Raw genomic sequence first — 19,596 nt, forward strand, 5'->3', positions numbered from 1 at the left:
CTAAATCAAAGAAACTTAGGATATAGCTTTGCTTTGTCCGAGACGAAAACAGAGTTAAGATACCCAAAGTTAAATACCTTTTCTATATAGTTGTCACACTAATTGACCCCATGAACACTGCTGCCGCTGTTACCTTGATGCGCTTGACTTCTCTATCAGTCATAGCAGCCTTCAGTCTGCTATTACCTGCTAATGCTCAGGTATCACAGTTACCAGGCACCACTAGCCAACCACAACCAATCGACCCCAACAATCCCAATAACCTGCGTCCTGTAACTCAAAGTAACAGCGTTTTGAGCATTGAAGGAGGCGATCGCCTCATGAAAGACGCAGATCAAGCTGTTTCTGCTCAAAACTACCCCTTAGCTGCCAAGAAACTCCAAGAAGCACGTCAAGTTTACAATCAGCTATCTAATTTTTATCAAGAGTTAAACTCTAGCTTTTCTGGAATTGACAATCGAGTTTCCGATTCCCAACGTCAAAAAGCACTATTAACCGCCCAAAAGCGAGATGAAGCCACCTATCAGTTAGCATTGGTACATAGAGCGCAAAATCAGCCAGAATTAGCCGTACCTTTGTTGATCCAAATTGTTAAAAGTCAAAACCCGACGCGGGATTTAGGTAAAAAAGCCTATCAACAGTTATTGGAGTTAGGTTTTGTTGATGCTCCTTATCCCCGACAAGGTGGTTCATCTTCCTCATCGCAAAAATAAGCAAACGGGTAGTGGGGAAGGTGGGGCCCCCTTTGGGGATAAGGGGTAATGGGGGTTAGGGACTAGGGACTAGGGACTGGGAACTAAATAAACAAGTATTTTTATACTTTGTACACAACAAAGTATACGGCTGTCTATCTTCAAAATTGGTCACTGGTCATAGTTATTAATTTTTTTCCCTAGCTTCCCTCACTCCCCTACTCCCCACTCCCTTTGCTAAAACCAGAAATTGGCAGAGGCATTTGTTATATATCTGTTAATAATAGAAAAGTAAGTTTTTTCAGGAATTGCGATGATTAGTCCGCAGCAGGTTGAGGCAATGATCAAGGCGGAACTACCAGACGCCCAGGTTCAGGTGCAAGACTTGACTGGTGGCGGTGACCACTATCAGGTGACAGTAGTCTCATTGCACTTTGCGGGTAAGGGACTAGTGCAACAACACCAGTTAGTTTACGGTGCGTTACAGCAAGCATTGTCTACTGAAGCAATACACGCTTTGGCAGTAAAAACATATACTCCTGAAGCTTGGCAGACAGCAGCCGTTTCGTAAAGTTAAGAGTTAAGAGTTATGAATTTTTAACTCCTCACTCTTCATTCCTCATTCTTGAACGCAACATAGGAAACAGAAAAACCATGACGCCAGAACTTAAAGAGAAAATTGATAACTTGGTAACACAAAACAAGATTTTGGTTTTCATGAAGGGAAACAAGTTGATGCCGCAATGTGGTTTCTCCAACAACGTTGTGCAAATTCTCAATACATTGGGAGTTCCCTTTGAGACAGTTGATGTTCTATCAGACTCTGAAATCCGTCAAGGAATTAAAGAATATTCCAATTGGCCAACAATTCCCCAAGTGTACATTGATGGTGAATTTATCGGTGGTTCAGATGTCTTAATTGAACTTTATCAGAAAGGCGAATTGCAACAAAAGGTAGAAGTAGCGCTAGCTTCCTAAAATTCCCTTTACTGGGTAAGCTTTGGTTTGCTGCTGACTTTTTGCCTACTAGCTATAGAGCTTATCTAGTGTTTGTAGCACCCTTGAAAACTGGGATAATTGTCGTGTTGTCCTAATTTTCGAGGGTTTTTTGATTTTAATATATTTATACTACAAATACTTGACTTATCCTACAATTAGTAAATTTTAGGTAGGGTTGTTATGGCATTAGCCTAACACACTGTTATATACAGCAGATTTCAACTTAGCGATTAAACGATTTTCGTATTTGTAAAAAAGTGAGAAATAAATGCCAAGCTTCAGCCAGAGCTTGACTAATCATATTTAGGCTTTGCAAATATAGCGATCGCTACACCAGTAAATAATGTCGATAATTTTGCAAGATTTTTTAATATTACTTGTATTACTTAATTATTGTAAAATTTATATCAAATATTTTACTAGTAAATAATATTTATAAGATTGCTATAAACTCAGTAAAAATTATGTTATTGCTTGTTTTTAATGATTTAACGTACAACTAGATGAGAAAAATAGCAATGTAATGTTTTTATAAAGAGTACATCTTGTTCTTGTCTTTAGTTATAAATACTGAGAGCATTTAACTAGCAAAAGACTTTTGTAACAACCAACCATGTTCAATAGATTACCTTGGCAAAAGTTATCTCAAGCTAGTGCCACAACAGCGCTAAGTTTTGCTATTTTGGCTGCTGTAGGAACAATAAAAGCTAATGCTGTAACACTAAAAACATACAGTTTTTCTGGAACATTTGGGGATGCAAGTTACATAAAACCCGCAGAGCCAGATTATGAGATTCCAGATGTAGTAAGTGGTTCATTTGATGGAACATTCACAGTAGATGTAGAACAACTACCTGTTACTACGTATGGTACAAGTGTTGATATAGAAAGTCGGGATGTGAGACTACGGAATTCTAGTGGCGCTATTGTTGCTGATTTCTCTACCTACGCTCCTAGTAGTGTATTTTATGATACTGTGAGGTTCGGATCTGATGCCGGGTATAGTTCCTTATCTTTATTTGTCGAAAATGGCAGCTTTATACCAAGCGCATTCGATGTGGGTCTAGAAACTCCTATTTATGGAGTATATGAGCGGGTTAATGATAAATACTCCCCATTCAAAGGAGTATATGTGACTTCTTTTAGTATTAAACCAGTTCCCGAACCTTTTACTCTTGGTGGTGCAGTAGTTGCTGGTGCTATGGGATTATGGCTGAAGCGTAAAAAGCAAACAAGTTCTCAATCAGTCTAGTTTGGTTTTTGTATACTGTTTCAGGGTGTTCTAACTCAAAAAAGATGCCATTAACCAAAAACTAATGGCATCTTTTTTGTGCAGGCAAAAACAGGTAAATCAAAAACCCCCTCAGTCTTCTTGGTTTTACCAAGAAGACTGAGGGGAAGCGTTTTATCAATACAATAACTCCAAAATTTCACACCACTGCAACCCGTTGCTTACTACAGATAATATGTTATGATCATCTGCGGCAATGTACGGTTACTATAAACTACCGAAGCAAGGGCATTAGTAGTAATCGTGTTGTCGCTGTGGCTGCGTCACAGCAAAATTTGATGCATCGTACAAGTAGCGGCTGGCTTCCTCTTCTAGACGATGAATTAAAAGCGGTTCAATGGCATTACCATGTCGCAGTGCGGCTAAATATCCATCCAAATACATCCGCATATCATCCGTACGATAACCGCGATTCCACAACTCGACGAAGGCGTCGGTAATTCTTTGGTAATAGCGGATGGTTTGTGTGTCTTGGAGCATAACTGCTGTATTAATCTCTTTGGAATGAGAATTGTAAATGATTCACGCCAAAATGTGAAGTCTTAATTTCACATTGGCATCGATTCAAAGTTATTAACTTGACTTTAGATAACACTCCCAGCAGCTACAATCTAGTTAAATCGTATTCCAGAAAACTTGGAATATGATTATTTTACTCAGCTTTTCTTATGATTTTATCTGTCAACAGCCTGATTAGATAGGAGTATGCAGGATTAATTTCTGCACAATGAAATGTATTTTAGCTATGGGCTAAAAGATGCTTTTGGTGGCATTTAGTCAATTAGGTTACATAACTTGTTAGTATCAAGCGATGTACCTTAAAGAACTTTTGATAAGTCTAACAAAAATTTAAGAATATTACTAATCGGCTTTTGGCAAGGCTCCGATTAAAGATATTGCCACTCTTTCTATAAGGAAATGTAAAGATAATAGCAATTGAAGTAACAAAGACTACAAAACCTTGAGCATGGGCTTGTTACTTTGAAAATCATCGACGCTAAGGGGTCTTGCCACCGTGGGTTCGGTTTGTATTGAAATCGTTGAGGGGAATCCCCATCTAAGGTCGTTGCTGGGTTGGCACTTGCAACAACTGGAATACCGGGTGCATCAAGCCGCCAGCATTTATCAAGCAAGGGAAGTATTTTTAACTCATCAACCTACACTGGTCATCTTGGATGCTGACCTACCTGATGGTGATGGGATTGAATTTTGTCGTTGGTTGCATCGCCAGCAGCAGCCTCTGATTTTAATGCTATCAGCTCGTAATAATGAAGCTGATATCGTTGCAGGTTTAAAGGCGGGTGCAGATGACTATCTGTGCAAACCTTTTGGAATGCAAGAGTTTTTAGCAAGGGTAGAGGCATTAATTCGCCGCAAGCGGACACCTACTGCACCAGCTTATTTAGATTATGGAACTTTGCAAATCGATTTAGTACAGCGCCGCGTTCGTTTTCAGGGGGAGTTCATCGACTTAACACCGCAGGAATTTAGTTTGCTGTACGTTTTAGCACAAGCTGGGGGAGTGCCTTTAAGTAGATCGGAATTGTTGCGTCGTGCTTGGCCTGACGCCATTGATAATCCGCGTACCATTGATACTCACGTTTTATCGCTGCGGAAAAAGGTTGAACTTGATCCCCGACAACCTAGTTTGATTCAAACTATCCGTAATGTAGGATATCGATTTAACATGGAAATTTTGAATGTCAATATTCCACAACCACAAACAAAGTTAACGAAAGAAAGATTTAGTAATCAACGTTCAACGCTTAGTACTCAAGTTTGAATGGGGCATAGGGCATGGGGGAGGCAGTATGGTCTTCTCCCAAGGGGAGAGGCTAGCGCCTGCCGTAGGATGCCCTTACCCCTATGGGGAAGCAAGCTACGCGGAGCGTCTCCTTTAGGAGAAGGACTGTAGGGGTTTCCCCAAGTGGAGTAACTGCCGTCATGGGGCATAGGAGAGATAAGGGAGATAAATACTAACTCTTGTACAGACGCGATTAATCGCGTCTCTACCCTTGACTCTTGACTTTTAACCCCTGTCTCTTCTCTAAAATCCAAAATCGTTTTGGGCTTCTGCTTGCATCAAACTTTGTTGTAAATTCAGCCAGTCTATCTCAGAGATTCTTTGATTTGCTAATAAATGTCCCTGTTGTAGGTGTAATAATCGCGTGCAAAACATCTGGACTAGCTCCAGTTGGTTATTTACCATCAAAATCGTAGTTTGATGTGTTTGGTTCATCTCGATTAAGACTTGCATCACACGTGAAGCTGTACCAGCATCCAGGGCAGAGGTTGGCTCGTCTAATAGTAGAATTTTAGGCTGGATGACTAAACTACGAGCGATCGCAACTAGCTGTCTTTGTCCAACTGAAAGTTGCACCTCAGTCCGCCCCAACCATTCACTAGGAATGTGTAGTTGTTCTATCCAGTGACTGACTCGTTGCTCAATTATATCTTTGGGCAAACCACGCAAAACCAAGGGATAAGCTAAGGCTTGCCCAACTGTCATCCCTAATAACTTCGACTCTTGCAATCCAAGTGCCACCATTTGGCGTAGTTGAAGAACAGGAATTTGGCGATATTCTTGATTTTCTAGATATATTTTACCGCTGCTAGGCTCTATTAGGCGGTTGAGGAGGCGTAATAACGAGGTTTTCCCAGCACCGGATGAACCGACAATTGCAATGCGATCGCCCTGGAATACCTCAAAGGAAATATCCTGCAACATGGGGTAACCATGCTGATTACCCGGAAGTTGGGTTTTCAGTTTTGCATACAGATTTACTTGTTCTAGCCGTAGTATGGCTGTTGCTGTGGCATTTTCCAAGGGGACTGGGGATTGGGTACTGGCGATTAGGGACTGGGGAGTAAAAGAGTGGGGGATGAGGGGAATAACAAATGACAAATGACAATTTTAAGTTAATTGTGCAGTCGTTAGGGCTGTGGCGATCGTCCAGCCATCGATTAATAGTAGCAGCAGGGTGAATCCTAGTAAAATTAGGTACATCCACGGCTGCGCTAAAGGGCGAACATCTGTGGTGTCGATGCCTGTCTTTGCTTGCACAATTTGTACAAAACGGGCAAATCCAGCTACACGCATCGGTAATAAATAAGCCTTACCATCTTCGCTAAGGAAATAATAAACTAGCCCTCCTTGACCTGTGGTGCGGGGTTTTAATGCTTTGACTTCTGACCAAGGTAAGAACCAACCTTTACGAAAGAAGCGAGGAACCCAAGCAGGGTAAGTAACTTGAATTCCTTGGTCATCTACTGTTACTCGTTCAGTCAATATCGCATACAGGGCGACTAAGCCGATGCTAATCCCTATCCACAATAATTCTGGTGGTACAGGTGCAGCTGTTACCTGCGCTAAGAAAGGCAATGGAACTGTAAGTGCTACATACAGACTCAACAGGGTAATCCGAATTAAGGGAGAAAGGCGAAAAACAGAAGCTGAAATATTGGCTGAATTTTCTGTCACGGCTCAATCACTATGCTTTTCTTTATTGTAAAGTAGGTGTTTGGCTTACCCCGCCTGCTGCCTATATGGTGTTTCTCATTCAGCAGATATTTAGTAAAGGCGCAGTATTTAAATTAAGGCAAATATTTTTGTACTACAGTCCAACCAGTTAAAGACACCCAGGCAAAGCCTACAAACAGAACAACATTTATACCAATATGTAAAGGTCTAGCCCAAAGTCGTCTGGCACGAATTTGCGTAGCACTCAAAGCAGACAGTAAAACTAACACTACCACTATTAACCCAGCTACTAAGTGAGACGAGTGTCCTAAAGAACCAAAGTGTCCCAAAGTGCCAACAATGCCAATTGCCAGCAGTAGCAGCACTAAACTAACCATGCTGATGCCGATTATATAGTGAAGCGATCGCGCCTTATTACTTCCACCGATAAATGAGAAAAATAAAGGGTACTCCTGCAAAGTTCTCGCCCGAAACATCAAAACGCCAGTGACAGCTAACATCAAATACGCCAACAGGGACAACCCCATCGACCAAGCGGCTATTTTCCATAACCAGAGAAAAGAAGGCAAATTCATAATGATGATTTTAGACGGAAAGTGGAGGAGGGGGAGATGAGGGGGAATAAAAAAGGACAATGACCAATGACCAATGACCAATGCCCAATAACCAATGCCCAATAACCAATGCCCAATGACCAATGACCAATAACCAATGACAAATAACAAATAATAAAAAAGGTTGCTGAATTCAGCAACCCTCTAATTAAGCAAAATTGTTTTTTTTAATTAATCAACTGATGCGAAACCAGCAACTTGTAAGGGTTTTGTACTATCTCCAGCTTTTGTATTAATTGTTTGTACCAATGGTTTGGTATTAATCTGGTCTTTTACTGCTAATGAGTTTGTATCAAACTCATAACTGCCAGGTTCTTCGAGCATAAGGCGCTCACATGGAATCCTATCGGATAAAATTGCGCTTGCCATCATACCCGTATGAATCTCCATATTGGCTTTGAGTGGAGCTTCAAACACAAGGCGCTGCCCTGGAAAAACAACGCGTTCAAAGTACCAATTGGGAATATTGGAGATGCGAGCCACCTGTATTTTGCTCGTGGCATTAATATAGCAGCAGAGAATCTTCCCCGATTGCTCAGGTGGTAGAGAGTCTAATATTTGAGCCATAACTGCTGAGGAGCTTTACGCCACAATTTTAAATTACACTAGCCAAGCCTAACACTGACTGATCCCAGTTGCTGTAACTCCGACTACCATCTGAACCTTTAGAGATTATTTCTATCTAAAGATTTATCTAAGTTATAAAATTTTTGTAAATATATTTGCTACCCGTAAAATAATACACTATAAATGAAAATTTTTGATATTTTTTTCTGTTCAAAAAGCTTGAATTTCCAGAAAGCAAAGAGTCAAGCGATCGCGATCGTGTCGATCCCTTAATTCTTTGTCCATCTAGCGAGTGAGTTTTTCCATTCCATCTATCCTATGACTAATAGGCTGGGATCATCGCTTAATGAATGAACTCAGTGTTATGGTAAAGCTATATGAAAAATTTCTTCATAAAGCCTCTCTATTAGATGCCATGCATATTTTATGCACAGCAATATTAGTGTTTTCCACAGTTGTTTGGAGAATGTCTTTATTTATCAAAAATCGGCTGGAATGTCAAGCATGATGATGATGATTGAGAAAAGCAAACAAACAACAGCTTTAAGAAAAGATATTTATCGAGCTTTCTCCTGAAGATTGGCAAGATGGAAGTTAAAACACGCACAATGGAAAATCGAATTCTTTACGTTCGCCTTCCCTGTAACCCCATCTTTCCCATTGGGGTTATCTACCTGAGTGATCACGTTCACAAGTTATTTCCTGCAATCGAACAGCGGATTTTTGATTTGGGAACAGTGCCACCTTTAGACTACGCCAAGGCGTTAGACCGTTGTATCGATGAATTCAAGCCCACGCTACTAGTCTATTCGTGGCGCGATATTCAAATTTATGCTCCTGTCGGTGGACGTGGTGGTAACCCGCTGCAAAACGCCTTTGAATTTTACTATGCCAAGAATCCCCTTTTAAAATTACGTGGGGGTTTGGGCGGGTTACGAATCTTCATCGCTTACTACCAAGAGTTGTGGCGCAACCAAGCATTAATCAAACGCGGTTTAAAACGCGCCCAACAATATCACTCCGATGCGCGTGTAGTTGTGGGTGGTGGTGCTGTCAGCGTCTTTTACGAACAACTGGGCAAAAGCTTACCCCAACAGACAATTATTTCTGTGGGTGAAGGGGAAACTCTGCTGGAAAAACTTTTAAGTGGCAGAGAGTTTCGAGATGAACGCTGTTATGTTGTGGGAGAAAATCAACCACGACAGCGTTTGATCCACGAACAACCCACACCAATAGAGAAAACAGCTTGTAACTACGACTATATCGAAAGTATCTGGCCGGAATTTAACTATTACCTCCAAGACCAAGACTTCTATATCGGCGTACAAACTAAGCGCGGTTGTCCCCACAATTGCTGTTATTGTGTCTACACAGTTGTTGAAGGTAAACAGGTACGCATCAATCCAGCAGATGAAGTTGTTGCTGAGATGCGCCAATTATATGATCGTGGTATTCGCAACTTCTGGTTTACCGACGCCCAATTCATCCCAGCGCGAAAATTTATCGATGATGCTGTAGAACTATTACAGAAAATCGTTGATTCGGGTATGACTGATATCCACTGGGCAGCATACATTAGAGCCGATAACCTAACACCAGAGTTGTGTGAGTTGATGGCAAAAACCGGGATGAATTACTTTGAAATTGGTATTACCAGTGGTTCTCAAGAACTAGTACGGAAAATGCGGATGGGGTACAATCTGCGAACCGTCTTGCAAAACTGTCGCGACTTGAAAGCAGCTGGCTTCAACGATTTAGTTTCCGTCAATTACTCATTTAACGTCATTGACGAACGCCCCGAAACCATCCGCCAAACTATCGCCTATCATCGCGAACTAGAACGGATTTTTGGTGCAGATAAAGTTGAACCTGCCATATTCTTCATTGGGCTACAACCCCATACCCATTTAGAAGAATATGCTTTTAAAGAAGGCATCCTCAAACCTGGTTATGATCCAATGAGCTTGATGCCGTGGACAGCTAAAAAACTTCTCTGGAATCCCGAACCCCTTGGTTCATTCTTTGGAGAAGTCTGCTTGCAAGCTTGGCAACAAAACCCTAATGACTTCGGACGGGAAGTCATGAAAATCTTAGAAGAAAAACTGGGTTGTGCCGACTTAGAAGCCGCTCTTTGTGCGCCAATGGAAACAAAAAACAAACAGTTAGCAGCTGTTTGATAAAATTCGCAGAATCAGACAAGAGCATATTTAATCTCCTTGTCTCTCTTCTGCTCCCTGCCATACTTTCCCTCTGCGATTCTTTTCACCCAATCCCATGTTAGAAGGTTCAATTCTACAACAGTTAGAAATAGCTCATCGCCATAGTACCAGGCCAATTCGATTTGGAGTGTACTACAAAAATACCCTAGTTTCTCTTTGCCATGCCTTAGAAGACCACATCTTAACCAATGATGGTGAGCCTTTGGTCATCACAGCCTTTCAACAGGGCAAATGGTATTTGCAAGAAGCTCAACGATATGCAGACATCGCCCAGCACAGCCACAAAATTGCCATCATGGCTGCCCTTGATTCTGGGTTTAGTGAACATTCTACTAGTCAACTAGACAACGTAGAGTTAGTAGGATTAAATCCAGATGATCCAGTAGCGCAAGAGTGGCATTTGATTATCCTGTCGCCAAACTACACAGCTATGGTAATTTGTCAAGAGTTATCAGAAGCTGATTATGGCAGTACTGGAGTACCAACATCAGACTTAGAGCGTAAATTCTATGGATTGTGGACATTTGAGCCACAGTTAGTGCAAGAGACAGCACAAATAGCGATCGCCCACATTAAACAATACAATCCAGAATTAGCAGAAAAACTTACAGCATATAAACAAGAAATTGTACCATCTATTACCAGAGCTGAAAACTTGAGTGCAGTTGTCTCCCGCGTAGTAGATTACCTCCAAACTGGACAGGATAGTTTATCCTTACCCACAGCGCTTAGCCAACAAGCCCTAGACCGTAACTTGGTTTCTAACGAAATCCAAGCATTTTTGCGGATGGCGCAACTGATGGATATGGCAGATGTCAACAATCCAATGGCAGCAACGGAAGTAGTAGTACTTTCTGAAGCAATGGGACAGCTTTTGGATCTTCCGGCATGGCAGATTAAAAGATTGCGATTGGCAGCTTTACTGCATCGCATAGATCCACTACAAAAAGCAGAAAGCGTCCTCGCACCTGGTACAGCTACACGCTATCAGGAAGATGCCCCTAGTACTCCCTTAACTTGTCCCTTAGTACCGGGGGCGCAAGTATTGCGAACTATGCCACGACTGCGAGCAGTTGCTCAAATAATTACTCACCAAACCGAGTGGTGGAATGGCACAGGGCAACCAGCAGGTTTAGCTGGAGATGAAATTCCCCTAGAGTCGAGAATGTTGTCATTATTGGCAGACTTTCAGTGGCGATTAAATCAGCGAAAATTGTCAAATCAGAGCCGAGAACAGATATTTACTGAAGCTTTGGATGAGTGCAGACAACAACAATCCACCCGCTTTGACCCTAAACTTGTAGATACCCTAGCTTTGTTAGTCATGGGCTTGCAGCAGGGACTCGACTTACCGCTAATGACACCCAAATTCAGCGCCGGTATTTGGCTACTTGATTCCCGATGGGATAGCCACAGCAAGACTAGTGAAGAGATTGGTAGTTACCCCAAATGAATATTGAAGCCATTAGATTAGGAAAGCTAAAACAACTCCCAGGAGCCAATTTAGAAGACGAGGAACTCTCCCAACTTGATTTAAGCCGGATTAATCTGGCTGGCGCTACTCTTGTTGGGGCTAATTTCAATGCTTCCAAACTTGAAGGTGGGCATTTAGAGGGAGCGAACTTAATGGGGGCGAACCTCCAAGAAGCTGACTTGCGGGCGAACCTGATGGGAGCAAACCTGATGCAAGCAGATTTAACAGGTGCTGACTTGCGGGGTAGCAACTTGCGGGGCGCTAACTTGATGGGAGCGAGACTCAGCGATGTATCCTTGGCGGGTGCTTTCTTGAGTGGCGCGAATTTGATGAACGTCAACTTACAAGGCGTGGACTTGCGAGGCGCTGACTTGCGGGGTGCAAACCTGACGGGGGCAAATCTCAAAGGTGCAGACTTGAGTCGCGCTGATTTGCAAGGGACTTTGTTGAGTGAAGCAAATCTCGAAGAAACTGACTTGCGGGGGGCGAATTTAGCAGGGGCGAATTTGACAGGGGCGAATTTGCTCTGTGCAGAGTTAGAAGGTGCAAATTTGAATGGCGTTAATTTGAATAAGGTATGTTTAGTGGGTACAGTGCTTGAGAGGGATTCGTAATTGGGAAAAGTGCAGTATCTTTTACAGGAGACGGCATAAGTAAAATAAAAGCGATCGCCTTTTATAAAAAGCGATCGCTACAACTTTACAAATTCAACTCAAATTGGATACAACTCTTTAATTTTTCACTGTCCGTCCCCGTACCCCCAATGCCAGCACACTCATCAACACGACCCCCATCAATCCTTGAAGGGGATTATTATTTACACCAGTCACCCAATCAGCAACCTGACCAGAAGATTTTGTTATTCCGCCAACATTAATAATGTAATAGCCCCAAACTAAACCACAATGTAGACCAATTGGTAAACCTAAGCGTCCACGACGCCACCGCTTGGCCCATACTTGCGTTAACCCAAGCAGTACTAAAGCTGGGAATTGTGGCAGTGTGTGAATAATTGCCTCCAGCGGCTTGATAAAATGCAATGTAGCAAATGCGATCGCATTTGTCCACAGTGCCACACCCGGCTTGTAATCCCGCTGTAACTCATCTAGCAACCAGCCTCGAAATAATAATTCTTCGGCAAATCCAATACCTAAGCCAACAAGTAAACCCTCTAAAATTATTTTCAACAAGAAAACTTTCGGTTGTTGCCAAACCAGCCAACCCAATAAACCTTGTATGCCAAAAAGTATGAGAATATTAATTATTCCCATAGCCAAACCACGCACTAAATCCACACCATTTTGTCGCGTGAATTCTAAGCCATAAGTTCGCAGTATTTGCGGCTGTTGGTAGACATACTTACCCCATAACGTAAGTAAGAAAATAAACTCCACATATAACACAACCATTGTCAAAATACTTACTAAGTTTGAATCATCCACCAGTAAGTAAATTGGTGCAGCCAAGGGCAACCATAGCAGCAATAACATTAAAATAAAACAACCCAGCCTGATAGGGGCAGGGCGCTGGGCTAAATGGAAAATGTTTATTTTCATAGTAAATAAGTCAACAATCACCAGTCAATTTCTTGTGGAAATTCAAAATTGAATACCCCACATATAAATCAGTTGGACTCCAGACTATGGCTATTGACTCTTGACTCTTGACTCTTGACTCTTGACTATTCGTCAGGTTCAATTGTGCTGCTTAAACCATGACTTTTCAATGTTTCGGAATAGAACTCAGCGTGTTCCTGGGCGCAAGTAATGACTAAAGCTAACCCGTTAGTGTGGGCTTCCATCATAATACTAACAGCCTGGGGCTGGGTAAGGTTCGGCACAGTGGTTATCAGTACCTGCACTACATACTCCATAGGGTTGTAGTCGTCGTTATGGAGCAAAACGCGATACCGAGGCGCGAGCTTACGGGATGTGGAACGCTTTTCAATGGTTTCAACTGACACTGCTCTTTGCTCTTTTCTCGTAGATTTACTACAACAAAATTCCTGCCAAGCGATCGCTTAACAGTTATTTACTTATTGTATAGTATTTCTATCCAAATACGCTGACACTAGAGTTTTTTACTGCCAGAATTTGAGTACAGCAGTATTATCCAGGAATTTATAGACGTATGTCTAAGATAGTGTTAGTGAGACAATGTTACCCTAATTTAACAGAAGTTTACTAAAAAGTAGCGTCTTCTTTACCCTTGCCTTTTTGCGTTACAGGAGTTTGCCTTGAGCTTAGTGCATTCTCGCTTTTAAAATTAAGGAAACTGCTAAACAATCCTTGCCGTTGCCCAAGCTGCGTAATGATTCATATGAGCCTAGATTTTCAACCGGGACAAATTGTGTCTTTAGAGCATGGCGACAGTAACCTGTATGCAGAAGTCATTCAAGTTGTAGTTTCCCGCCAATCGTGTTGGGTGCGTCCTTTAGTGCTTGTAACTCACATCCAAGAACCACCTATAATCACCGATTTGCGAGATGCTTCTGACTTACTTTGGCCATTACATTTATTTCGTCCAGCCATAGACACAGAAGTAATTACTTTTTTGAGTCAAGTTTTGGCAAAAGAACCAAAAAATGAACCTGACTCAGTTGCTAAACTGCAATTAAATCAGTTTATTCAGCAATTTTGGCAAGCATATCAACAGGGACTGGGAGTTGGGGATTAGGTATGGGGCATGGAGAGTGCTGAGTTAGGAGTCGTACAGACGCGATTATACTCTTACGAGAAGCCGCTCTTCGAGCGTCTACGCGTCTTTACAAGAGTCAAGAGCTAGTTTTCTTATCCCGCTTACCCTAACTCCCCAGTTCCCAATCACTCATGAGCCGTAACGAATACCGATATATTTCATCCATTGGATGCCTTCTTCTAGCCGTTCATCAGGGATAGTTAAAGCGATCCGAGAAAATCCCTTCCTGGATGCACAAAAGTGCCACATTTGTCAAGCAACAGAGATACAAATTCTGTTGAAGTATATCCTGGTGGAACAGGTGTCCACACGTAAAGGGTAGCTTTAGGCGGCTCAAGTGGCCAACCTAGAGATTGCAATCGTTTAACTGTGATGTCGCGGCGACTTTGGTAAGCTGACATCACTGCCTAGAGTTCTGCTTCAGTAATGCTAAAGTAAGCAGCGATCGCACAGGCTTAAATTTCTTTAAACACACCAGTTCTTTAAACACACCAGAATCAACGTTGCTTTTTACCTGTGTCAACCCAATAATAGCGATCGCATTACCAACAACAAAACCAACGCGCCAGTCTGTCATATTGTATGACTTGGACAAACTGTGAAACTCAACCGCCACATCCTTTCCGCCTGGAACTTATAACACACTTGGTGCTTTGTAGGCATCGTATGCCATTTCTGAGTAGGCGTGGTTATGACATAGCAAAATATCGTACTGCTTACAGAAAGCTACTAATTCCTCAAAAAAATCTAGCGTTGCCACTGCCCCAGTAGGATTATTGGGGTAGTTAATCCACAACAATTTTGCCTGCCGGGCAACTTCTTCCGGAATCATGTTCAAGTCAGGCAAATAATTATTGTCCGCCTTCAGGGGCATAGCAAAAGACTCACCACCCACGAAAATTGTTGAAGTGCGGTACACAGGATAATCAGGATCTGTTACTAACGTGTAGTCTCCTGCTTCCACAAAGACTAAGAAAGTAAAGTAGTAGGATTATTCTTGAGTAAACTAACTGCATTTAGGTAAAAACCTTGATTGCAAATCAATTAAGATTAGTATCCCCAGCTGGGAACCAGCTGCACTCGACCAGCATCCATCTCTGCCATTAATAATTCCAATGCTTCATAGTCAACATCAGATATGTAACCCAATTCCGTCAATTCTGAATTGATTTCATTTTCTATTTCTGGAGTTAGCTTTTTAATATCAAGAGCTTTTTCTACTAATTGACGAATAACGTACTTAGTTCTCATAGGTAATGAACCAATTATATATAATACTAAATTATCCTCGATTATCCTCGATAAGCGTAAGTATAAATTGTGATCCAATATCAAAACTTTAGTGATTAAGATCACAATCTACTTTAATAATTCACTTGTTATCAAGGCTGTAATCTGGCATTGGTAACTATGATTATGAAAGCATTTAACCTACACCTAGCTTTAGTTAAATCGGCTTGAGTGATAGACTAAGCAAGCTTTCTCAGCATAGTTACGGATAATTTGTTGACTTAATGGCTGTCTATGTTGATTGTTTTTGAACTCTGGTAAAAAAAAAGTATATATAAATACATTTCAAACTGTATTTAGGACAATCTTTAAATAGAACCACTAAAGCAATAAAGATTCAGCAAAGAGACTTAAGACGTATGGTCGATGCAATAGAAAAGAGTTTATGTTCAAATAAACTTCAGGTTGACGCTTCAATAACTTTTAATAGGTAATAGGATGTAGCTATGCAAGCAGTACTTAAATATCCCAAAATTGCAGTTATTCGTCCCCACGGCGCTCTCAACGCTGCTAACGCCTTGGAATTTGAACGAGATTTGACCACAGCTTTGGCACAAGATGGAATTTCCGTCTTGGTAGTGAATCTAGCGGCAGTAGAATCTTTAGATAGCGCAGGCTTGATGGCATTGGTCTCTGCACTCAAGCTGGCTGGAAGTTTAGGACGGGGTTTCCAGCTTTGCTCTATTTCTCCGACTCTGAGAATTATTTTTGAAATGACTCAACTCGATAGGATTTTTGAAATATTGGAAGACGAAACTGAGTTACCAACAGAAAATCTCACAAGCGGCTTGTGCCGTTAGCCAATCTCCTAGCTTAATGAGGCTGAGAAGTTTTGTTACATAAATTAATGCCTTTATACCCAAGAGTGAATATATAACTTTTGCAAAGCTGGAGTAAGGAGCATACTTTATGTAAATTTGCACGATTTAACTCTGTTGGGAGACCTAATCAATGCTAAGGTTGGAGGTGAGTAGCTGTAATTAAGGTAGCTAGAAGATAGCACAGTGGCTGTTGCAGTTGAACAATTAATAACATCGGATATTTTAAAACCAGCGCGTTACCTGGGTAACGAACGCTTAGCTGTACACAAACCTTGGGACACAGCAGCAATCCGCTGGGTGTTAACCTACCCAGAAGTGTATGAAGTCGGTGCATCCAATCTGGGGCATATCATTCTCTATAACGTTTTGAATGCCCAGCCGCGTCAATTATGCGATCGCGCTTACCTACCAGGCCCAGACTTGGCAGAGAAGCTACGCGCAACAAATACACCCTTATTTGCCGTAGAGTCAAAGCGATGGCTCACGGAATTTGACATTTTAGGCTTTAGCCTCAGTTACGAACTAGGAGCAACCAATATTTTAGAAATGTTGGATTTAGCCGGAATTCCTCTGACGTGGCGAGAGAGGCAAGGGGGCAGAGGAGCAGAGGAGCAAGGGGGCAGAGGGGAAGAAATTCCCAATACCCATTCCTCCTTATCCTCAGTTACTAGCCCCCAGTCCCCATTTCCCTTGATTTTTGCGGGTGGACAAACGGCAACATCGAATCCTGAACCTTACGCTGACTTCTTTGACTTTTTTGCCCTTGGAGATGGGGAAGAATTGCTGCCTGAGATTGGCTTGGTGTTAGAAGAAGGCAAACAAGCAGGATTAAGTCGAGAACAAGTACTACTGGACTTGGCACAAATACCAGGCGTATATGTACCCCAGTTTTACGACATGGCAGAAGATGGCTCAGTTCATCCGAATCGCCCAGATGTGCCAAAACGAGTTCTACGAAGGGTTGCAACGCCCATACCAGCCTATTCCATTGGGCTAGTTCCTTATGTGGAAACCGTGCATGACCGCTTAACAATCGAAATCCGGCGCGGTTGCACTCGCGGCTGTCGCTTTTGTCAACCAGGAATGCTCACCCGACCGGCACGAGATGTAGAGCCAGATAAAGTAGTAGAAGCAATTGAAAAGGGGATGCGGGAAACTGGTTACAATGAGTTTTCCCTACTATCTCTAAGTTGTTCCGATTATTTGTCCCTACCAGCGGTGGGGATGGAAATTAAAAATCGTCTCAAAAATGAAAATATTTCTCTGACTTTACCAAGCCAGCGGGTAGACAGATTTGATAAGAATATTGCCAATATCCTTGGCGGTACACGTCAAGCTGGACTGACCTTTGCTCCAGAAGCTGGAACCCAGCGGATGCGAGATATAGTCAATAAGGGTCTGACAAATGAAGAATTACTACGGGGTGTAAAAACTGCCTGGGAGCAAGGCTGGGATAAAATCAAGTTGTATTTTATGATTGGCTTGCCGGGGGAGACAGATGGCGATGTTTTGGGTATTGTGGAAACGGTAAGCTGGCTACAACGAGAATGTCGAGGCAAAGGCAGAAAACCTCTAAACTTTAACTTGACAATATCTAACTTTACGCCTAAACCCCATACGCCTTTTCAGTGGCACTCAGTTTCTACCACTGAGTTTAAGCGCAAGCAAAGCCTACTGCGGCAAGAATTCCGCCGCATCAAGGGAGTAAAGGTGAATTTCACCGATGTTCGCATTTCGGCAATGGAGGACTTTATTGGACGAGGCGATCGCACTCTTGGCAAAGTGCTACGCCGTGCCTGGGAATTGGGTGCAGGAATGGATTCCTGGTATGACAATGTAGATAAGGCTTTTACAGCTTGGGGAAGTGCGATCGCCCAAGCTGATCTAGACTGGAAATACCGCCAAGTAGAAAACGGCGAGTGGAATCTTTTTCACGCAGAGGCGCAGAGGCGCAGAGGAGATGGGGGAGATGAGGGAGTAGTATCTTCCTCATCCCCCTTATCCCCCTCACTCAATGCTCCCTTGCCTTGGGATCATATTGATACAGGAATTGACAAAAAGTGGCTGCAAGAAGACTTGCAACGCGCTCTAGAAGCGGCAATTGTACCAGATTGCTCTTTTGACGGCTGTTCTCACTGTGGCGTCTGCGGTACTGATTTCGGACATAATATTGTTATCGAAGCGCCTGCTATTCCAGAATTTGCTGGTGATTTTGTTCCCAACACAACTAAAGCACAACGACTGCGAGTTTGGTTTGGTAAGCTAGGCAATATGGCTTTGCTTAGTCATCTAGATTTGCTACGCTTGTTTGACCGAGTTGTGCGACGAGCAGGTTTACCAGTCGCTTATACTGGTGGGTTTCATCCTTTACCGCGAATTTCTGTGGCAACTGCCCTCGCTTTAGGAGCTACCAGTAGTGGCGAAATTGTGGATTTTGAGTTAACTGTACCAGTGGAAGTCGATACTTTCCGGGAACAGCTAGCAAGCCTTCTGCCAACTGATATACCTGTGTATCATGTAGCACAATTGGATTTAAAAGCTAGTGCTGCTTCCCAACTGCTAGCAACAGCAGAGTATTTGATCACCGTAGCAGCAGATAATGAAACCACACCTGCACAATGGCAAGAGTGGGTTGATGCAATCAAAGCTAAAGAGGAGATGTGGTACGAGCAAACAACTAAGTCAGGCAAGAGCCAGTTAATAAATCTGCGCGATCGCTTATTTGAACTGGAATTAGTAGAAACCCACAGCAACAAAGCAGAGTCCATATCTGTGATGCGTTATGTAGGTAGCTATCGCCAAGATGGTTTGATATTGCGTCCCGAACAAATGCTGTCTATGCTACAAATTATCGCTAGTGCAGATTTTCAACTCATACACATTCACCGCAATCGGTTAGTTTTAGGTGTATAATCCATAAAGGGTAACTTGCTGGTAGTTGCCTCTGATGTGGCACATCATGGGAATTGATTTTTAGCAAGGTTGCGTTAGAATGGGGTGAAGAGAAATTTTCTGGCGCTGCATTGAACAAACTGATTCAATACCCTCGTACATAAGAGGGCGATAGCAAAGATATTAGAGTGCAACTTCTAGGATTTTATTCCAGACAAAAAGTAAGCAGATTAAAGAACACTCTCTTTATAGCTACCTAGTGAATCAGTAATCAACAACAGTCTCCGTCAGCTTCTCTAACTCTATGTTTTTTAAAACAACTGCTGAATGCCTAATCCACAGTAGTGCTGAGTATTGAGTCACGGAACTTCTGAGCAGCAAAAGCCGCTTCAGATGCTTCTCGCTGAGTTACCGAACTTCAACAGCCCGCGTTAGCCGCCGCTTGGAGTTCTTGCTGAGTGAAACCCTTAAGGATGAATGAATCCGGGGAATAGAAGACAGAACTAGTTTCTTTTTCTAAACGACTACAGTCGGTTGCTCTAAAAACAAGCGTGCTGAG

The 19,596-nt window shown here is 42.3% G+C and carries 19 protein-coding genes and 1 pseudogene; 11 read left to right on the forward strand and 9 right to left on the reverse strand.

The window, feature by feature from the left end; translation table 11 throughout:
- Positions 1-110: 110 nt before the first annotated feature.
- The 4 genes from WKK05_RS20180 to WKK05_RS20195 all read left to right on the forward strand — a co-directional run bounded on the left by WKK05_RS20180 (position 111) and on the right by WKK05_RS20195 (position 2,943).
- Positions 111-713 (forward strand): hypothetical protein, encoded by a 603-nt coding sequence (locus WKK05_RS20180; RefSeq protein ID WP_341524881.1) that lies wholly within the window; start codon positions 111-113, stop codon positions 711-713.
- 292 nt (positions 714-1,005) lie between these two features.
- Positions 1,006-1,263 (forward strand): BolA family transcriptional regulator, encoded by a 258-nt coding sequence (locus WKK05_RS20185; RefSeq protein ID WP_341524882.1) that lies wholly within the window; start codon positions 1,006-1,008, stop codon positions 1,261-1,263.
- 83 nt (positions 1,264-1,346) lie between these two features.
- On the forward strand, positions 1,347-1,670 hold the full coding sequence (gene grxD / locus WKK05_RS20190) for a Grx4 family monothiol glutaredoxin (RefSeq protein WP_341524883.1): 324 nt from the start codon (positions 1,347-1,349) through the stop codon (positions 1,668-1,670).
- A 634-nt stretch (positions 1,671-2,304) separates the two neighbouring features.
- Positions 2,305-2,943, forward strand: coding sequence for a PEP-CTERM sorting domain-containing protein (locus WKK05_RS20195; RefSeq protein WP_341524884.1), 639 nt, complete (start codon positions 2,305-2,307; stop codon positions 2,941-2,943).
- A gap of 270 nt (positions 2,944-3,213) precedes the next feature.
- Here WKK05_RS20195 and WKK05_RS20200 read toward each other — a convergent pair whose 3' ends face one another.
- Positions 3,214-3,462 carry a DUF6761 family protein gene (locus WKK05_RS20200; RefSeq protein WP_341524885.1) on the reverse strand — a complete coding sequence of 83 codons (249 nt, stop codon included), beginning with the start codon at positions 3,460-3,462 and terminating at the stop codon, positions 3,214-3,216.
- A 535-nt stretch (positions 3,463-3,997) separates the two neighbouring features.
- Between WKK05_RS20200 and WKK05_RS20205 the strand changes: the two genes are divergently transcribed.
- Positions 3,998-4,765 (forward strand): response regulator transcription factor, encoded by a 768-nt coding sequence (locus tag WKK05_RS20205; protein WP_341524886.1) that lies wholly within the window; start codon positions 3,998-4,000, stop codon positions 4,763-4,765.
- A gap of 264 nt (positions 4,766-5,029) precedes the next feature.
- Here the strand turns inward: WKK05_RS20205 and WKK05_RS20210 are convergent, their stop codons facing one another.
- From WKK05_RS20210 to WKK05_RS20225, 4 genes are all read right to left on the reverse strand, one after another.
- Positions 5,030-5,809: an ATP-binding cassette domain-containing protein gene (locus WKK05_RS20210; RefSeq protein ID WP_341531132.1), complete on the reverse strand. Its 780-nt coding sequence runs from the start codon at positions 5,807-5,809 to the stop codon at positions 5,030-5,032.
- Between the two features lie 87 nt (positions 5,810-5,896).
- Positions 5,897-6,463, reverse strand: a complete 567-nt coding sequence (locus tag WKK05_RS20215; RefSeq protein WP_341524887.1) for a hypothetical protein — start codon at positions 6,461-6,463, stop codon at positions 5,897-5,899.
- 113 nt (positions 6,464-6,576) lie between these two features.
- Entirely contained in the window at positions 6,577-7,038 is a 462-nt protein-coding gene (locus WKK05_RS20220) for a DUF4079 domain-containing protein (protein WP_341524888.1), read from the reverse strand.
- A gap of 210 nt (positions 7,039-7,248) precedes the next feature.
- The gene (locus WKK05_RS20225) at positions 7,249-7,644 is read right to left on the reverse strand and encodes a DUF1830 domain-containing protein (protein ID WP_341524889.1); all 396 of its coding nucleotides are present in this window, start codon (positions 7,642-7,644) and stop codon (positions 7,249-7,251) included.
- Between the two features lie 587 nt (positions 7,645-8,231).
- On the opposite strand from WKK05_RS20225, the gene WKK05_RS20230 reads away from it, so the two are divergent.
- The 3 genes from WKK05_RS20230 (at position 8,232) to WKK05_RS20240 (ending at position 11,951) form a co-directional block, all read left to right on the forward strand.
- The gene (locus WKK05_RS20230) at positions 8,232-9,821 is read left to right on the forward strand and encodes a photosystem II high light acclimation radical SAM protein (RefSeq protein ID WP_341524890.1); all 1,590 of its coding nucleotides are present in this window, start codon (positions 8,232-8,234) and stop codon (positions 9,819-9,821) included.
- Between the two features lie 97 nt (positions 9,822-9,918).
- On the forward strand, positions 9,919-11,316 hold the full coding sequence (locus tag WKK05_RS20235) for a DICT sensory domain-containing protein (protein ID WP_341524891.1): 1,398 nt from the start codon (positions 9,919-9,921) through the stop codon (positions 11,314-11,316).
- Positions 11,313-11,951: a pentapeptide repeat-containing protein gene (locus WKK05_RS20240; protein WP_341524892.1), complete on the forward strand. Its 639-nt coding sequence runs from the start codon at positions 11,313-11,315 to the stop codon at positions 11,949-11,951. Before WKK05_RS20235 ends, WKK05_RS20240 begins: the two co-directional genes overlap by 4 nt.
- Positions 11,952-12,068: 117 nt before the next feature.
- Here WKK05_RS20240 and WKK05_RS20245 read toward each other — a convergent pair whose 3' ends face one another.
- Positions 12,069-12,893 carry a type II CAAX endopeptidase family protein gene (locus WKK05_RS20245; RefSeq protein WP_341524893.1) on the reverse strand — a complete coding sequence of 275 codons (825 nt, stop codon included), beginning with the start codon at positions 12,891-12,893 and terminating at the stop codon, positions 12,069-12,071.
- A 125-nt stretch (positions 12,894-13,018) separates the two neighbouring features.
- A complete protein-coding gene (gene clpS, locus WKK05_RS20250; RefSeq protein ID WP_341524894.1) occupies positions 13,019-13,300 on the reverse strand; it encodes an ATP-dependent Clp protease adapter ClpS in 282 nt (93 codons plus the stop codon).
- Between the two features lie 356 nt (positions 13,301-13,656).
- Between clpS and WKK05_RS20255 the strand changes: the two genes are divergently transcribed.
- On the forward strand, positions 13,657-14,013 hold the full coding sequence (locus WKK05_RS20255; protein ID WP_341524895.1) for a hypothetical protein: 357 nt from the start codon (positions 13,657-13,659) through the stop codon (positions 14,011-14,013).
- A 150-nt stretch (positions 14,014-14,163) separates the two neighbouring features.
- On the opposite strand, the pseudogene WKK05_RS20260 reads toward WKK05_RS20255, so the two are convergent.
- Together WKK05_RS20260 and WKK05_RS20265 are read right to left on the reverse strand one after the other, a co-directional pair.
- Positions 14,164-15,037 (reverse strand): annotated as a pseudogene (locus tag WKK05_RS20260) (aminotransferase class I/II-fold pyridoxal phosphate-dependent enzyme); the annotation flags it as partial.
- Positions 15,038-15,084: 47 nt separating this feature from the next.
- Positions 15,085-15,285: a hypothetical protein gene (locus WKK05_RS20265; protein WP_341524896.1), complete on the reverse strand. Its 201-nt coding sequence runs from the start codon at positions 15,283-15,285 to the stop codon at positions 15,085-15,087.
- A 485-nt stretch (positions 15,286-15,770) separates the two neighbouring features.
- Here WKK05_RS20265 and WKK05_RS20270 point away from each other — a divergent pair, with 485 nt between their 5' ends.
- The gene (locus WKK05_RS20270; protein WP_341524897.1) at positions 15,771-16,124 is read left to right on the forward strand and encodes an STAS domain-containing protein; all 354 of its coding nucleotides are present in this window, start codon (positions 15,771-15,773) and stop codon (positions 16,122-16,124) included.
- 204 nt (positions 16,125-16,328) lie between these two features.
- Positions 16,329-19,058, forward strand: coding sequence for a TIGR03936 family radical SAM-associated protein (locus WKK05_RS20275; RefSeq protein ID WP_341524898.1), 2,730 nt, complete (start codon positions 16,329-16,331; stop codon positions 19,056-19,058).
- The last annotated feature ends 538 nt before the right edge of the window (positions 19,059-19,596 follow it).

Source organism: Nostoc sp. UHCC 0302, from assembly GCF_038096175.1.
Classification (GTDB): Bacteria; Cyanobacteriota; Cyanobacteriia; order Cyanobacteriales; family Nostocaceae; genus UHCC-0302.

Bases quoted from the DNA above. Each gene is read 5' to 3' on its own strand.
- WKK05_RS20180 (WP_341524881.1), top strand. From the start codon at position 111: ATGAACACTGCTGCCGCTGTTACCTTGATGCGCTTGACTTCTCTATCA.
- WKK05_RS20185 (WP_341524882.1), top strand. From the start codon at position 1,006: ATGATTAGTCCGCAGCAGGTTGAGGCAATGATCAAGGCGGAACTACCA.
- grxD (WP_341524883.1), top strand. From the start codon at position 1,347: ATGACGCCAGAACTTAAAGAGAAAATTGATAACTTGGTAACACAAAAC.
- WKK05_RS20195 (WP_341524884.1), top strand. From the start codon at position 2,305: ATGTTCAATAGATTACCTTGGCAAAAGTTATCTCAAGCTAGTGCCACA.
- WKK05_RS20200 (WP_341524885.1), bottom strand. From the start codon at position 3,462: ATGCTCCAAGACACACAAACCATCCGCTATTACCAAAGAATTACCGAC.
- WKK05_RS20220 (WP_341524888.1), bottom strand. From the start codon at position 7,038: ATGAATTTGCCTTCTTTTCTCTGGTTATGGAAAATAGCCGCTTGGTCG.
- WKK05_RS20225 (WP_341524889.1), bottom strand. From the start codon at position 7,644: ATGGCTCAAATATTAGACTCTCTACCACCTGAGCAATCGGGGAAGATT.
- WKK05_RS20230 (WP_341524890.1), top strand. From the start codon at position 8,232: ATGGAAGTTAAAACACGCACAATGGAAAATCGAATTCTTTACGTTCGC.
- WKK05_RS20235 (WP_341524891.1), top strand. From the start codon at position 9,919: ATGTTAGAAGGTTCAATTCTACAACAGTTAGAAATAGCTCATCGCCAT.
- WKK05_RS20240 (WP_341524892.1), top strand. From the start codon at position 11,313: ATGAATATTGAAGCCATTAGATTAGGAAAGCTAAAACAACTCCCAGGA.
- WKK05_RS20245 (WP_341524893.1), bottom strand. From the start codon at position 12,893: ATGAAAATAAACATTTTCCATTTAGCCCAGCGCCCTGCCCCTATCAGG.
- WKK05_RS20255 (WP_341524895.1), top strand. From the start codon at position 13,657: ATGAGCCTAGATTTTCAACCGGGACAAATTGTGTCTTTAGAGCATGGC.
- WKK05_RS20265 (WP_341524896.1), bottom strand. From the start codon at position 15,285: ATGAGAACTAAGTACGTTATTCGTCAATTAGTAGAAAAAGCTCTTGAT.
- WKK05_RS20270 (WP_341524897.1), top strand. From the start codon at position 15,771: ATGCAAGCAGTACTTAAATATCCCAAAATTGCAGTTATTCGTCCCCAC.